Source organism: Rhodanobacter sp. DHG33 (genome assembly GCF_014843005.1).
Classification (GTDB): domain Bacteria; phylum Pseudomonadota; class Gammaproteobacteria; order Xanthomonadales; family Rhodanobacteraceae; genus Rhodanobacter_A.
In genome coordinates, this window is the sequence record NZ_JACYXM010000008.1 from 75064 (window position 1) to 89341 (window position 14278).

Genomic DNA, 14278 nt, shown 5'->3' on the forward strand with positions numbered 1-14278 from the left:
CCTACCCCCAAGATATGGCGCGGCCGCATCGTCTATCGCCTAGATGCGCTCTGCTCCAACATCCTCGACGCGACCCGTTTATAGCTCCGGCGTATCAAGCCAGGTCATTTCTGTTGGTTCCCTCTCTTGGCTCCGGGTATCCCGTCCTTCGAGCGAGGCTTGCTGTTCGCCACCGCTCTCGGCGATGGCGTGGTCCGGCAAACAGAAGGAACTCGTGCGCCGGTAGACGACTGAAACCTCTCTGTAACCTGCAAAGACGCGGAGCGCCTGCGCCTGGTGCAAGAAACTGAATCTCGGATGCGATCGAAAGCATCCAAAAGGTTCGCATAAGGATGCCCTGCCAGCATGTCGTGCAGCTCAGAAGACCGAACTGCCGCCCCGCCTTATCCGGAACACGACATGCTAGGCCTCGTCCGTACCGCACTCGCGCGCCCGCTCACGTTCATCGTGCTGGCGATCGTGATCCTGATCATCGGCCCGCTGTCGGCAATGCGCACGCCGACGGATATCTTCCCCAACATCGGCATCCCGGTGATCGGCGTGGTGTGGTCGTACAACGGCCTGCCGCCCGACCAGATGTCCGGTCGCGTGATCTATTACTACGAGCGCCAGCTCACCACGGCGGTCAACAATATCCAGCACATCGAATCGCAGTCGCTGCCCGGCGCCGGCATCGTGAAGATCTTCTTCCAGCCGGGCACGGACATCCGTACCGCCACCGCGCAGGTCACCTCGATCTCGCAGACGGTGGTGAAGCAGATGCCGCCGGGCATCACGCCGCCCACCATCATCAACTACAACGCCTCCACCGTGCCGGTGCTGCAGATGGCGTTCTCCGGCAAGGGCCTGTCGGAAGCGAAGATCCGCGACATCGCGCAGAACGAGGTGCGTCCGACCCTGGTGTCGGTGAACGGCGTGGCGATTCCCACGCCCTACGGCGGCAAGCAGCGCCAGGTGACGCTGGACCTGGACCCGCAGGCGCTGGCCGCCAAGGGCCTGTCGGCGCAGGACGTGGCGAACGCGCTGGCGGCGCAGAACCAGATCATCCCGGTCGGCACCGCCAAGATCGGCACCTACGAATACCACGTGCAGCTCAACAACAGCCCGACCGCGATCGACACGCTCAACAGCCTGCCGATCCGCACCGTCAACGGCGCCACCATCACCATCGGCGACGTGGCGCACGTGCGCGACGGCTCGCCGCCGCAGAACAACGTGGTGCGCGTGGACGGCCAGCGCGCGGTGCTGATGCCCATCCTGAAGACCGGCAGCGCCTCGACGCTGGCGGTGGTCGCGGGCGTGAAGAAGCTGCTGCCGCTGATCAAGGAGACGATGCCGAAGTCGCTGAAAATCTCCCAGCTCGCCGACCAGTCGGTGTTCGTGAAGGACGCGGTCACCTCGGTGGCGCGCGAAGGCATCATCGCCGCGCTGCTGACCTCGGTGATGATCCTGGTATTCCTCGGCAGCTGGCGTTCCACGGTGATCATCGCGGTGTCGATCCCGCTGGCGGTGCTGTCGGCCATCGCGCTGCTGGGCGCCTTCGGGCAGACGCTCAACGTGATGACGCTGGGCGGCCTGGCGCTGGCCGTGGGCATCCTGGTGGACGACGCCACGGTGACCATCGAGAACATCAACTGGCACATGGAACAGGGCAAGGAGGTGCGCACTGCGATCATGGACGGCGCCAAGCAGATCGTGACGCCCGCCTTCGTCTCGCTGCTGTGCATCTGCATCGTGTTCGTGCCGATGTTCATGCTGGACGGCATCGCCGGCTTCCTGTTCCGGCCGATGGCCCTGGCGGTGATCTTCGCGATGATCTCCTCGTTCGTGCTGTCGCGCACCCTGGTGCCGACGCTGGCGATGTACCTGCTGAAGTCGTACCACACCGAAAAGGGTACGGGCGACCATCCGGAAAACCCGTTCATCAACCACCACGAAGGCGACCAGCATCACCGGCGCGGCCACGGCGCCTTCGTGCGCGGCCTGGTGGCGTTCCAGCAGAGGTTCGAACACGGCTTCACCCGCGTGCGCGATGCCTATTACGCCTTGCTGGCGACGGCGCTGAAGCTGCGCTGGGTCTTCGTGGGCGGCTTCCTCGCCTTCGTGCTCGCCTCGTTCGCGCTGGTGCCCTTCCTCGGCCGCGACTTCTTCCCCTCGGTGGACGCGGGTGCCATCGCGCTGCACGTGCGTGCGCCGATGGGCACGCGCATCGAGGAAACCGCGGCGGAGTTCGATCACATCGAAGCCGCGATCCGCAAGATCATCCCGCCGGACCAGCTGAAGACGATGATCGACAACATCGGCCTGCCGCTGTCCAACACCAACCTGATCTACAGCAACACCGGTTCGATCGGCCCGCAGGACGGCGACATCCAGATCGTGCTCGGCGAGGGCCATTCGCCCACCGATGGCTACGTGGCCAAGCTGCGCAAGCTGCTGCCGCAGGAGTTCCCCGGCACGACGTTCTCCTTCCTGCCGGCGGACATGACCAGCCAGATCCTCAACTTCGGTGCGCCGGCGCCGCTGGACATCACCGTCACCGGCCGCAACAGCGCCGAGAACGAGGCGTATGCCACGAAGATCATGCGCAAGCTGCGCGACGTCCCCGGCATCGCCGACGTCCGCCTGCAGCAGAGCACCAGCTACCCGCAGATCAACGTGAAGGTGAACCGCACCCGCGCCGACACGCTGGGCATCACCGAACGCGACGTCACCAACAGCATGGTCGCCTCGCTGGCCGGCTCCAGCCAGGTGGCGCCGGTGTTCTGGCTCGATCCGCGCAACGGCGTGTCCTATGCGGTGGTCGCCTCGACGCCGCAATACAAGATGGATTCGATGCCCGACCTGCTGCGCCTGCCGGTGACCGCCTCGGCCGGCAAGAGCAGCCAGGTGCTCAGCAACATCGCCACGTTCACCCGCGGCCCCAGCGCGGCGGTGGTCACGCACTACAACATCCTGCCGACCTTCGACATCTACGCCTCGGTACAGGGCCGCGATCTCGGCGGCGTCGCCGGCGACGTGCAGAAGGTGCTGGACCAGTTCGCCAGCAGCCGGCCGAAGGGCACGCTGGTCACGCTGCGCGGTCAGGTACAGACCATGAACACCGCCTTCGGCGGCCTGCTGTTCGGCCTGCTCGGCGCGGTGGTGATGATCTACCTGCTGATCGTGGTGAACTTCCAGTCCTGGCTGGACCCGTTCGTCATCATCACCGCCCTGCCCGCCGCGCTGGCCGGCATCGTGTGGATCCTGTTCGTCACCCACACCACGCTGTCGGTGCCCGCGCTCACCGGCGCCATCATGTGCATGGGCGTGGCCACCGCAAATTCCATCCTCGTAGTGAGTTTCTGCCGCGAGCGGCTGGCCGAGCACGGCGACGCGTTGAGGGCCGCGCTGGAGGCCGGCTTCACCCGCTTCCGTCCGGTCTGCATGACCGCCCTGGCGATGATCATCGGCATGCTGCCGATGTCGCTGAGCCACGAGCAGAACTCCCCGCTGGGCATCGCCGTGGTCGGTGGCCTGATGTTCGCCACCTGCGCCACGCTGGTCTTCGTACCGGTTGTCTTCAGCATCGTCCACGGGCGCGAACAGCACGCGCCCTCCGCCGTTCCGCAGCTCGGAGAAGCTTCCCATGTCGCATGAACACGCCCCGCCGGCGAACCCGCGCACGCTGCGCCTGCGCCCGGCGGTCACCGGCCTGCTGGTGGTCGCCGCCATTGCCGCCGCGATCGGCCTGGTGGTGCGCGCGCACGAATACCACCAACTGGTGACGCAGACCGATGCCGAGGCGGTTCCCACCGTGGCGCTGGTCGCGCCGCTCGGCTCGGTCGGCAAGCACGCCATGACCCTGCCGGGCCATATCGACGCATGGATCGACTCGCCCATCCACGCCCAGGTATCCGGCTACGTGAAAAGCTGGAACAAGGACATCGGCAGCCACGTCGAGGCCGGCGAGACGCTGGCGGTGATCGACACGCCCGAGCTCGACCAGCAGTACGAACAGGCCAAGGCCGTGCTGGCGCGCGCGCAGGCCAATGCGCAGCTCGCCAAGGTGACCAGCCAGCGCTGGCAGCATCTGCTCAGCTCCAATTCGGTGTCCAAGCAGGAAGCCGACGAGAAGGCCAGCGAAGCGGCGGTGGCCGAGGCCAACGTGCTTTCCGCCAAGGCCGACGTGGACCGCCTCGCCGCGCAGGAAGCGTTCCGCAACGTCACCGCGCCGTTCGCCGGCACCGTGACCGCGCGCAACACCGACATCGGCGACCTCGTCACCTCCGACAACCCGTCCGCGCTGCCGCTGTTCACCGTGGCCGACACACGCAGGATGCGTCTGTACGTGGCGGTGCCGCAGCGCTACGCGTCGTCCATCCGCCAGGGCATGACCGTCACGCTGACCGTGCCCGACCATCCGGGCAAGACCTATCACGGCACCCTGATCGGCTCGTCCGAAGCGGTGAGCCAGGCCTCCGGCTCGCTGCTGGCGCAATTCGAAGTCGCCAACGACAACGGCACGCTGCTGCCCGGCGACTACGCCGACGTGCAACTGCCGCTGACCACCAGCCAGGCCATCACCAGCGTGCCGTCCACCGTGCTGATCTTCCGCGCCCAGGGCCCGCAGATCGCCGTGCTCGGCACGGACAACAAGGTGGTGATGCGCGACGTGCACATCGCGATGGATCTGGGTGGCGTGCTGGAGATCGACCGCGGCCTGCAGCCGGGCGACCGCATCATCGACAACCCGCCCGACTCGCTGGCCGCCGGCGACACCGTGCGCGTGGCCTCCGCCAAGGAGTCGTCGCATGGCGAGCAATGAAGCCGTGCGCCGGTTGCGGCCGGCTGCGCTGGCGCTGGCACTCGGCGGCCTGCTGGCCGGCTGTTCGCTGGCACCCACCTACAAGACGCCCGTCGTGCCGGTACCTGCCGCCTACAAGGAAGGCACCGGCCTGTGGACGCGCGCCGCTCCCGCGGACATGAGCTCGCGCGGCGACTGGTGGACGATGTTCAACGACCCGGAACTGGACAAGCTCGAACAACTGCTCGATGCGAATAGCCCGTCGCTCGCGATGGCGCTGGCCCGTTACGAGCGCGCCAGCGCATTCGAAAGCGAGGCGCGCTCGGGCCTGTTCCCGCACCTCGGCGTCGGTGGCGGCACAAGCGACGATCGCCAGTCGAACAATCGCCCGCTGCGCGGCTCCAACCAGCCCAACGAATACGACGACGACAGCGCGCAATTCGGCGCCGGCTACGAATTCGACCTGTGGGGCCGCATCCGCAACGAAGTCGCCGCCGGCCACGCGCAAGCGCAGGCCGCGCAGGCGGATCTGGCCTCGGCCAAGCTCAGCCTGGAAGCCCAGCTGGCGAACCAATACATCCAGCTGCGCGGCTACGATTTCCAGGCGAAAATCCTGCAGAGCTCGCTGAAGGCCTACCAGCAGGGCCTCACGCTCACCCGCAACCGCATGCAGGGCGGCATCGCCTCCGGCCTGTCGGTGGCGCGCGCGCAGAACCAGCTGTCCGACGCCCATGCCCAGATCGACGAAGTGGCGGCCCAGCGCGCGCTGACCGAACACGCCATCGCCACCCTGATCGGCGTGCCCGCGCCCGACTTCGCGCTGCCCGCCTCGCAGCAGAAAATACCCGCGCCGACCATTCCCGCTTCGGTGCCGTCCACCTTGCTGCAGCGCCGGCCCGACATCGCCGCCGCCGAACGGCGCACCTTCGCCGCCAACGCCGACATCGGCGTGGCGCGCGCGGCGTTCTTCCCCGACATCGGCATCTCGGGCATGTACGGCTGGCAGGACACCGGCGAAGGCAACCTGTTCTCCTTCGGCAACCGCACCTGGGCGCTCGGCCCCTTCGTCTCCCTCCCCCTGTTCGACGGCGGCCTGCGCCGCGCACGGGCACGACAGGCACATGCCGAGTTCGACGAAGCTTCCGCGCAATACCGGCTGACCGTGCTCGACGCCTTCGAGCAGGTGGAGGACAACCTCGCGCTGTTCACCCGCCTGACCCACGAAGCCCACGACGAAGACGCTGCCGCCAGCTCCGCCCTGGCCGCCCAGCAGATCGCCACCAACCGCTACACCGAGGGCATCATCAATTACCTCGATGTGGTCACCGCGCAGACCGCCTACCTCAACGCAGAGCGTGCCGCGCAGCAGGTGCGCACGCGCAGGTTGCAGGCCAGCGTGGCCTTGGTGCGTGCGCTGGGTGGTGGATGGAAGGTGGCGATGCTGGAGAAGCCGCCTGCCAAGCTGTGAGGGGTTGTCGGGTTCTCTATCGCGGTATTGAATGTGTGTTGCAAGTTACAAAGCGGTTTCGGACGCCTGCCGGCGCCCGAGTTACTTCTCTTTGCTGGCCCAAAGAGAAGTAACCCAGAGAAATGGCCTAGTGGAATCCGCCGGAACTACAAGCGGGCGGTGTCGAGGAAATTGGAACTACGTTCGGCGATACGTCCTGCACAGCGGCCACCCCTCGCCGTATCTGGGAACTGAGAGCGACGGCGAGATCCTAGGGCGCTTCGCTCTGCCCTGCTCTGTTTGGTTTAGCTCTGCTCTGGCTGTGGTTTCTGCGCGCTGGGAGCGCGCTGCTTTTCGGGGCCCCTATGCGGCGGTGAGGCGGGGACGATCAGGCCGCGCAGCGGGCATCGCCATGGATGGCGATGCCTTTTCGACCGGGCAGGAAGCCCGGCCGAAAAGCCCGGCCCCGCCTCACGGACTCGGAGGGCAGGATGCCCGGAGAGCGCCGCATCGGGGTGCTCTTTCTCTTTGGCTACTTTCTCTTTGAGCACGCAAAGAGAAAGTAGCTCGGCCGCCGGCAGGCGGACGAAATCGCTTTGAAACTTGCGAAGCCCAAGGCCAAAAACACAAAAGCCAAAAAGCAAACGGCGGGCATCATGCCCGCCGTTTTCCGTCCCTGGGTCGAACTCCCTTACGATAACTTTTGCGCTATCCGTTGCCCCGATCAGAACGGGTAGAAGCGGAGGCTGGTGAACACCATGTTGTCCGGAGCGGACGGTGCGTTGCCGTTGATGTCGCTGTACAGCTTGCGCGTCACGTGCGAGACCTGGGTACCGAACTGCACCTTGCCGAACTTGCCCTGGTAGAACTTCCACCAGAAGCCGATCGACTGTTCGGCGATCTGGCGGGTCTGACCCGTGCAATCGGTCGGCGCGCCGTAGATCAGGCACTGGCTGTTGTTGTAGCCGAGCGCCGCGGCACCGTAGCCGAACGGCAGTCCGTTCGCGCCCGCGGTCGTGTAGCTGTCCTGCTGTTCGCGACCGCCGGTGGCGTACACGTCGAGCGCGTCGGTGGCATGCCAGGTCAGCGTGCCGAGCAGCATGTTTTCCTTCAGCGGATGCGGTGCGCCGCTCGGATCGTAGGTGATGTCGTTCAGGCCGGCCGTGCCGTAGCGGCCGATGCCCTTGCCGGTCATGCCCGAGAACTGGAAGTCCAGCACCTTCGGAACCAGCGGCAGCACCATGCCGACGCCGAAGCCGCCGCCGTGCGCGGTCTGGTTGCTGGTGGCGCCCGGGCCGCCGTTGGCGGTGGTCGGGGTGACGCGCGTGGTGAACTCACGCGAGATGCCGAACACTTCGTAGTGACCCCAACCCGGATCGGCTGCGAACTTCAGGATGATGTCGGGGAACTTGTTGAGCGACACCGAGTTGAGGCTGTCGTAAAGGCTGCCGGCGCCGACCGTCGCGGTCGTCGACGAATAGCCCTTCGAGCCCGGACCCGCCACGGAGCCGATACCGGCCGTCTGCGGATTTTCAATCGAGAGGCCCAGCCACCACATCTTGTCCCAGTCCTTCACGATGCGCAGCTGTGCCTGGCGGGCCCAGGTGAAGCCCACCTGGTACTGGGCGTCGATGGTGGGCGGCAGCACTTCCTTCAGCGGGGTGATGCCCTGGCTGTCGAGGGTCAGCAGCGACCAGGCCTGGCCGGCCAGCAGGTGCAGGCCGTAGTCGTCCCAATCCACGTTGGTCCACAACTGGCGCATGCGCAGGTTGAACGAGTTGCTCTCGTTCATGTTCGCCGTCTGGGCGCCACCGAGGAAGTCCGTCTCGTAGTAGCCGGTCACATGGGTGGTGTCGTTGATGTTGCCCTGCGCCATGATCGAGATGCGGCTCTGGCGCGCGCTGTACAGGAACTGGCTGTTGCGAGCGTTGGTGACCGGGTAGGAGGTGGTCGCGCCGCTGCTGGTGTTGATCGGCGCCGAGCTGGTGCCGCCCATGAACGGAATGGCGGTGAACTTGGTGGCCACGTCATCGGCGGTGTCGCGCGAGCGGTACGCCGTTTCGGCCGCCAGGAAGCCGCCGAAGGTCCACTTGATGCCGCCGGATCCGCCCAGGGTGTCGCCGAGCTTGGTCGCCACGGTCTGCTGGGCCTGCTGCACCTGGGCCTGCGTCGCCTGCACCTGCTCCTGGGTAGCCTGCACGGTCTGCGCCGTCTGCTGCTGCGCCTGGGTCTGCGCCTGGCTCTGCGCCTGCAGATCGTCAACCTTCTGCTGCAGCGCTGCGATCTCGGCCTTCATCTGCGCAAGTTCGCTGGCGGTCAGCGTCACTTTCTGATTGCCGGATGTCTGGGCCATCGCCGAGACGCTGGTTACGCCCAGACCAGCGGCAATCGCCACTGCGAGGATCTTGGAACGCATGTTATTTCTCCACTTGGTCGAATTGAGCCGCAACGGTTGCACCACTGAAGCCCCTGGCAACCAAGCGGGGTCGACGTAAAGAATGCGTTGGCCGCTTTACTGCCATGTGGATGTTTTGTTACAGATCGAAGACAGCGCGCCGCCGTAAGGACGGCTGGCCGCTCACGGCCGGTACGCGGCGGCTGATATGCTTTACGCATGGGGTTACTGAACAACATGGCCAGCCGCATGGCCGATCGTTTCCGCGGCTTTCTTCCGGTGATCGTCGACGTGGAGACCGGCGGCTTCGACGCCGAACGCGATGCCTTGCTGGAAATCGCCGCGGTCACCGTGGGCATGGACGCGCAGGGTTTCGTACACCCCCTGCCCGCCGTGCATGCCCACGTGCACCCTTTCCCCGGCGCCAACCTCGACCCGCGCGCGTTGGAAGTCACCGGCATCGACCCGGACAACCCGCTGCGCGGCGCACTCGACGAGCAGCTCGCGCTGGAGCACGTCTTCAAGGCGGTGCGTGTCGCGGTGCGCGACAGCGGCTGCCAGCGCGCGATCCTGGTCGGCCACAACGCCGCGTTCGACCTGGGCTTCGTCAACGCCGCGGTGCGCCGCACCGGCAACAAGCGCAACCCCTTCCACCCCTTCAGCTGCTTCGATACCGCCACGCTGGGCGGCCTGGCCTATGGGCAGACCGTGCTGGGCAAGGCGGTGCAGGCCTCCGGCCGCAGCTTCGACACGCGCGAGGCGCATTCGGCGATCTACGACGCCGAGATCACCGCCACGCTGTTCTGCGACATCGTCAACCGGTGGCGCCAGCTGGAAATGCTGGAGCGCGAACACGTCAGTCTGGATGCGGGCTGAGCGCTTTTCCTTGCGGCCTGTCATCTGACTGCAACATTCATCTCATTTCATTGCAACACGCCAGCGCTGCAATGGCGGGCAACCGGGCGCACGCCCCGTGCACACCAAGGAGCCACCACGTGTTCACCTCTTCCCGTTCCATGTTCCGCCTCGGCGCCATCGCCTTCGCCGCCGCCTGCGCGCTGGGCAGCCTGTCCGCGCAAGCCACCGACATCACCGGCGCGGGCTCCAGCTTCGTGTATCCGGTGATCTCGAAGTGGTCCGCCGCTTACGCCGAGAAGACCGGCAACCAGATCAACTACCAGTCCATCGGCTCGGGCGGCGGCATCGCCCAGATCAAGGCCGGCACGGTGGATTTCGGCGCCAGCGACATGCCGCTGGACGAGGCCACGCTCGCCAAGTTCGGTTTCGCCCAGTTCCCTGACGTGATCGGCGGCATCGTGCCGGCGTTCAACGTCACCGGCGTCGCCCCCGGCAAGCTGGTGCTGGACGGCAAGACGCTCGCGGGCATCTTCCTCGGCACCGTCAGCAAGTGGAACGACCCGGCCATCGCCGCGCTGAACCCGGGCGTCAGGCTGCCCGACGCGAAGATCACCGTGGTGCACCGCTCCGACGGTTCGGGTACGACGTTCAACTTCAGCGACTACCTCTCCAAGGTCGACGCCACCTGGAAGTCCAAGGTCGGCGAAGGCACGGCGGTGAACTGGCCGACCGGCATCGGCGGCAAGGGCAACGAGGGCGTGTCGGCGTACATCCGCCAGATCCCCAACTCGATCGGCTACGTGGAATACGCCTACGCGCTGAAGAACAACATCGGCTACGCGGTGATGAAGAACGCCGCCGGCAAGGTGGTGCAGCCGAACACGGCCAGCTTCCAGGCCGCTGCCGCCACTGCCGACTGGGCGAGCGCGAAGAACTTCAACCTGCTGATGACCAACGCGCCGGGCGCCGACGCGTGGCCGATCACCGCCACCTCCTGGGTGATCGTGTACAAGCAGCCGAAGAACGCCGCCAACGGCAAGGTCATCCTCGACTTCTTCAAGTGGTCCTACGAGAACGGCCAGGACGCCGCCCGCTCGCTGGACTACGTGCCGCTGCCCGCCAACCTGGTCAGCCAGATCGAGAATTACTGGAAGACCGAGATCAAGTAAGTCGCAACAAGGCCCCTCTCCCGCCGGGAGGGGGGTTGCGGTGAGGGTTCGCGCCGAACGCGCGGACCCGCATCCGGTCCTTCGGGCCACCTTCTCTCACGGGAGAAGGAAAACCTCCTCGCGAACATCGCATGGCACCGACTCCCGCCCATCAACTCGCCTCCGACGCCGACCGGCGCAGCCACCGCGACGCGCGCCACGACGCGTGGTTCCGCCGGCTGCTGAAGGGCTGCGCCCTCCTGGTGCTGGCGACCCTGCTCGGCGCCGCGCTGTCCACCCTGTGGGGCGGCCGCGAGGTGCTGTTCAAGGACGGCTTCCATTTCCTCACCAGCTCGACCTGGAACCCGGTCGCCGACGACTACGGCGCGCTTGCGCCGATCTACGGCACCCTGGTCACCTCGCTGATCGCGCTGGTGCTGGCGGTGCCGGTGAGTTTCGGCATCGCCCTGTTCCTCACCGAGATCGCGCCCAACTGGCTGCGCGGACCGGTCGCCACCGCCATCGAACTGCTGGCCAGCATCCCTTCGATCATCTACGGCATGTGGGGCCTGTTCGTGTTCGTGCCGTTCATGGCGAGCATCGAGCCGACGCTCTCCGACACGCTGGGCAAGGTGCCGCTGATCGGCAAGCTGTTCGACGGCCCGCCGCTGGGGCTGGGCCTGCTCACCGCGGGCATCGTGCTGGCGGTGATGATCCTGCCCTTCATCTGCGCGGTGATGCGCGAGGTTTTCCAGACCGTGCCCACGCGGCTCAAGGAATCCTCCTATGCGCTGGGTTCGACCACGTGGGAAGTGGTGTGGGACATCGTGCTGCCCTACACGCGCTCGGCGGTGATCGGCGGCATCTTCCTTGGCCTGGGCCGCGCGCTGGGCGAGACGATGGCGGTGACCTTCGTGCTCGGCAACGCCTACGATCTCAGCGGTTCGCTGCTGATGCCCGGCACCTCGATCTCCTCCTCGATCGCCAACGAATTCAACGAGGCGGTGGGCACGCACCGCTCGGCGCTGATCGCGCTGGGCTTCCTGCTGTTCGTGGTGACCTTCATCGTGCTGCTGATCGCGCGCCTGATGCTGCGCCGGCTGTCGCGCCGGGAGGGCAACTGATGGCCGCCTCGATCTATCTGCGGCGCCGCATCGTCAACGTGATCGCGCTGGTGGCGAGCGCCTGCGCCACCCTGCTGGGCCTGGTGTTCCTGGCCTGGATCCTGTGGACGACGCTGAAGAGCGGCGTGGGCGCAATCGGTCCGCACCTGTTCACCCGCATCACCGCGTACGCCGACCAGGGCGGCCTGTCCAACGCCATCGTCGGCAGCCTCATCATGGACGTGATGGCGCTGCTGATCTGCGCGCCGATCGGCGTGCTCGCCGGCACCTTCCTCGCCGAATACGCGAACCGCACCCGGCTCGGCGCCATCATCCGCTTCCTCAACGACATCCTGCTGTCGGCGCCGTCCATCGTGCTGGGCCTGTTCGTGTACGTGATCGTGGTGCTGCCGATGTCCAGCCTCACGCACGGCGCGGTGTCGTTCTCCGGCTTCGCCGGCTCGGTGGCGCTGGCCCTGATCGGCCTGCCGGTGATCGTGCGCACTACCGACGAGATGCTGCAGTTGGTGCCGGGCACGCTGCGCGAGGCCGCGCTGTCGCTGGGCATTCCGCAGTGGAAGATGACCGTGCAGGTGCTGATGCGCGCGGCCACCTCCGGCATCGTCACCGGCGTGCTGCTGGCGCTGGCGCGCCTTGCCGGCGAGACTGCGCCGCTGCTGTTCACCGCCTTCGGCAACAACTTCATGACCGTGCACCCGCTGGACAAGATGGAAAGCCTGCCGGTGGCGATCTACCAGTACACCAACGATCCCAGCCCCGACCTGCACGCCATCGCCTGGGCCGGCGCGCTGCTGATCACGCTCTTCATCCTCGCGCTCAGCCTGCTGACCCGACTGCTGTTCTCCCGCCACAAGGTGCGTTATGACTGACCTCGCCGCCCACGCCGCGGCTCCCGCGATCGCCGCGGCGCACACCAAGATCGCGGTGCGCGACCTGCACTTCTACTACAACGGTGCCCATGCGCTGAAGGGCATCGACATGGAGATCCCGGAGAAGCAGGTCACCGCGATCATCGGCCCCTCCGGCTGCGGCAAGTCCACCCTGCTGCGCATCTTCAACCGCATCTACGCGATCTACCCGAAGCTGGAGGCCAAGGGCGAAGTGCTGCTGGACGGCGAGGACATCCTCGACCCGAAGTACTCGATGAACCGCCTGCGCAGCAAGGTCGGCATGGTGTTCCAGAAGCCGGTGCCGTTCCCGATGACCATCTTCGAGAACGTGGCCTACGGCATCCGTCACCACGAGAAGCTCGGCAAGGCCGACATGGCCGAGCGCGTGGAGCAGGCACTGCGCCGCGCCGCGCTGTGGGACGAGGTGAAGGACAAGCTCAACAAGAGCGCGCTCGGCCTCTCCGGCGGCCAGCAGCAGCGCCTGTGCATCGCCCGCGGCATCGCGCTGAAGCCCGAGGTGCTGCTGCTCGACGAGCCCACCTCCGCGCTCGACCCCATCGCCACCGGCCGCATCGAGCAGCTGGTGGAGGAGCTCAAGCCCGATTACACCATCGTGATGGTCACCCACAACATGCAGCAGGCCGCGCGCGTCTCCGACCGCACCGCCTTCATGTACATGGGCGACCTGATCGAATTCGACGTCACCGAAAAGATCTTCACCAAGCCCTCGAAGAAGCAGACCGAGGACTACATCACCGGCCGCTTTGGTTAACCATGGCGATATGCCCTTTCCTCTTGGGGAGAGGGTTGGGTTGAAGGGCCACTCCGCGACACCCTTCCCGACTGGACACTACGGAACTCGACCATGAGCACTGGCAAAGAGCACATCATCAAGAGCTACGACGACGAACTGGCCCGCCTCACCGGCGAGCTGGTGCGCATGGGCGAGCTGGCGGTGAGCCAGCTGGAAGCCGCCATCGACGTGGTGGAGCGCCGCGACGAACGCGCCGCGCAGCACGTGGTGGGCAACGACGACGCGATCGATCAGCTCGAACAGGAAATCAGCCACGACGTGGTGCGACTGCTCGCGCTGCGCGCGCCGATGGCCGGCGACCTGCGCAACGTGTTCGCCGCGCTGCGCATCGCCGCCGACATCGAGCGCATCGGCGACTACGCCGCGAACGTGGCCAAGCGCTCCATCCCACTGTCGATGGCCGCGCCGATCAATCCCACCAGCGGCCTCGCCCATCTCGCCGAGCTCGCCGCCGCCGAAGTGCGCAACGTGCTGCAGGCCTACCGCGACCGCGACGCCGAACGCGCCTACCAGGTGTGGGAGGACGACGTGGAGCTGGACGACGCCTATACCGGCTACTTCCGCCAGCTGCTCACCTACATGATGGAAGACCCGCGCAACATCACGCCCTGCACCCACCTGCTGTTCATGGCCAAGAACATCGAGCGCATCGGCGACCACGCCACCAACATCGCCGAGAACGTGTGGTACCAGGTCACCGGCGAGCCGCTTACCACGCAGCGCAACAAGCGCGATCTCACCGCGAATCCGGAGCTGCCGAAGCTGGGCGATCGCAAGGACTGACCGCTACGGTCTTGCGACCGGGGCGCCGGAAGA

At 66.4% G+C, this 14278-nt stretch carries 10 protein-coding genes; 9 read left to right on the forward strand and 1 reads right to left on the reverse strand.

Going from position 1 to position 14278, the window contains the following annotated elements; genetic code table 11:
• Positions 1–399 precede the first annotated feature (399 nt).
• From IHE46_RS15125 to IHE46_RS15135, 3 genes are read left to right on the forward strand one after another with little or no spacing between them, the layout of a single operon-like run.
• Positions 400–3639 (forward strand): efflux RND transporter permease subunit, encoded by a 3240-nt coding sequence (locus tag IHE46_RS15125; RefSeq protein WP_192165499.1) that lies wholly within the window; start codon positions 400–402, stop codon positions 3637–3639.
• Positions 3629–4807 carry an efflux RND transporter periplasmic adaptor subunit gene (locus IHE46_RS15130; RefSeq protein ID WP_192165500.1) on the forward strand — a complete coding sequence of 393 codons (1179 nt, stop codon included), beginning with the start codon at positions 3629–3631 and terminating at the stop codon, positions 4805–4807. Before IHE46_RS15125 ends, IHE46_RS15130 begins: the two co-directional genes overlap by 11 nt.
• Complete coding sequence (locus IHE46_RS15135) at positions 4794–6254, forward strand: efflux transporter outer membrane subunit (RefSeq protein ID WP_192165501.1); 1461 nt, start codon at positions 4794–4796, stop codon at positions 6252–6254. Before IHE46_RS15130 ends, IHE46_RS15135 begins: the two co-directional genes overlap by 14 nt.
• Before the next feature lie 703 nt (positions 6255–6957).
• Here IHE46_RS15135 and IHE46_RS15140 read toward each other — a convergent pair.
• On the reverse strand, positions 6958–8649 hold the full coding sequence (locus tag IHE46_RS15140) for a hypothetical protein (protein WP_192165502.1): 1692 nt from the start codon (positions 8647–8649) through the stop codon (positions 6958–6960).
• A gap of 198 nt (positions 8650–8847) precedes the next feature.
• On the opposite strand from IHE46_RS15140, the gene rnt reads away from it, so the two are divergent.
• From rnt to phoU, 6 genes are all read left to right on the forward strand, one after another.
• Positions 8848–9504, forward strand: coding sequence for a ribonuclease T (gene rnt, locus IHE46_RS15145; RefSeq protein WP_192165503.1), 657 nt, complete (start codon positions 8848–8850; stop codon positions 9502–9504).
• A 140-nt stretch (positions 9505–9644) separates the two neighbouring features.
• Complete coding sequence (pstS, locus tag IHE46_RS15150; protein WP_192165549.1) at positions 9645–10655, forward strand: phosphate ABC transporter substrate-binding protein PstS; 1011 nt, start codon at positions 9645–9647, stop codon at positions 10653–10655.
• A gap of 131 nt (positions 10656–10786) precedes the next feature.
• On the forward strand, positions 10787–11758 hold the full coding sequence (gene pstC, locus IHE46_RS15155) for a phosphate ABC transporter permease subunit PstC (protein WP_192165504.1): 972 nt from the start codon (positions 10787–10789) through the stop codon (positions 11756–11758).
• Positions 11758–12627, forward strand: a complete 870-nt coding sequence (gene pstA, locus IHE46_RS15160) for a phosphate ABC transporter permease PstA (RefSeq protein ID WP_192165505.1) — start codon at positions 11758–11760, stop codon at positions 12625–12627. The genes pstC and pstA overlap by 1 nt, the downstream gene beginning before the upstream one ends.
• Positions 12620–13420 carry a phosphate ABC transporter ATP-binding protein PstB gene (pstB, locus tag IHE46_RS15165; protein ID WP_192165506.1) on the forward strand — a complete coding sequence of 267 codons (801 nt, stop codon included), beginning with the start codon at positions 12620–12622 and terminating at the stop codon, positions 13418–13420. The genes pstA and pstB overlap by 8 nt, the downstream gene beginning before the upstream one ends.
• 93 nt (positions 13421–13513) lie before the next feature.
• Positions 13514–14245, forward strand: a complete 732-nt coding sequence (gene phoU, locus IHE46_RS15170) for a phosphate signaling complex protein PhoU (protein WP_192165507.1) — start codon at positions 13514–13516, stop codon at positions 14243–14245.
• Positions 14246–14278: the final 33 nt, after the last annotated feature.

What these genes read in the sequence shown, in the direction of transcription:
- pstA (WP_192165505.1), top strand. Translation starts at nt 11,758, where the DNA reads ATGGCCGCCTCGATCTATCTGCGGCGCCGCATCGTCAACGTGATCGCG.
- pstC (WP_192165504.1), top strand. Translation starts at nt 10,787, where the DNA reads ATGGCACCGACTCCCGCCCATCAACTCGCCTCCGACGCCGACCGGCGC.
- pstB (WP_192165506.1), top strand. Translation starts at nt 12,620, where the DNA reads ATGACTGACCTCGCCGCCCACGCCGCGGCTCCCGCGATCGCCGCGGCG.
- rnt (WP_192165503.1), top strand. Translation starts at nt 8,848, where the DNA reads ATGGGGTTACTGAACAACATGGCCAGCCGCATGGCCGATCGTTTCCGC.
- IHE46_RS15140 (WP_192165502.1), bottom strand. Translation starts at nt 8,649, where the DNA reads ATGCGTTCCAAGATCCTCGCAGTGGCGATTGCCGCTGGTCTGGGCGTA.
- pstS (WP_192165549.1), top strand. Translation starts at nt 9,645, where the DNA reads ATGTTCCGCCTCGGCGCCATCGCCTTCGCCGCCGCCTGCGCGCTGGGC.
- IHE46_RS15135 (WP_192165501.1), top strand. Translation starts at nt 4,794, where the DNA reads ATGGCGAGCAATGAAGCCGTGCGCCGGTTGCGGCCGGCTGCGCTGGCG.
- IHE46_RS15125 (WP_192165499.1), top strand. Translation starts at nt 400, where the DNA reads ATGCTAGGCCTCGTCCGTACCGCACTCGCGCGCCCGCTCACGTTCATC.
- IHE46_RS15130 (WP_192165500.1), top strand. Translation starts at nt 3,629, where the DNA reads ATGTCGCATGAACACGCCCCGCCGGCGAACCCGCGCACGCTGCGCCTG.
- phoU (WP_192165507.1), top strand. Translation starts at nt 13,514, where the DNA reads ATGAGCACTGGCAAAGAGCACATCATCAAGAGCTACGACGACGAACTG.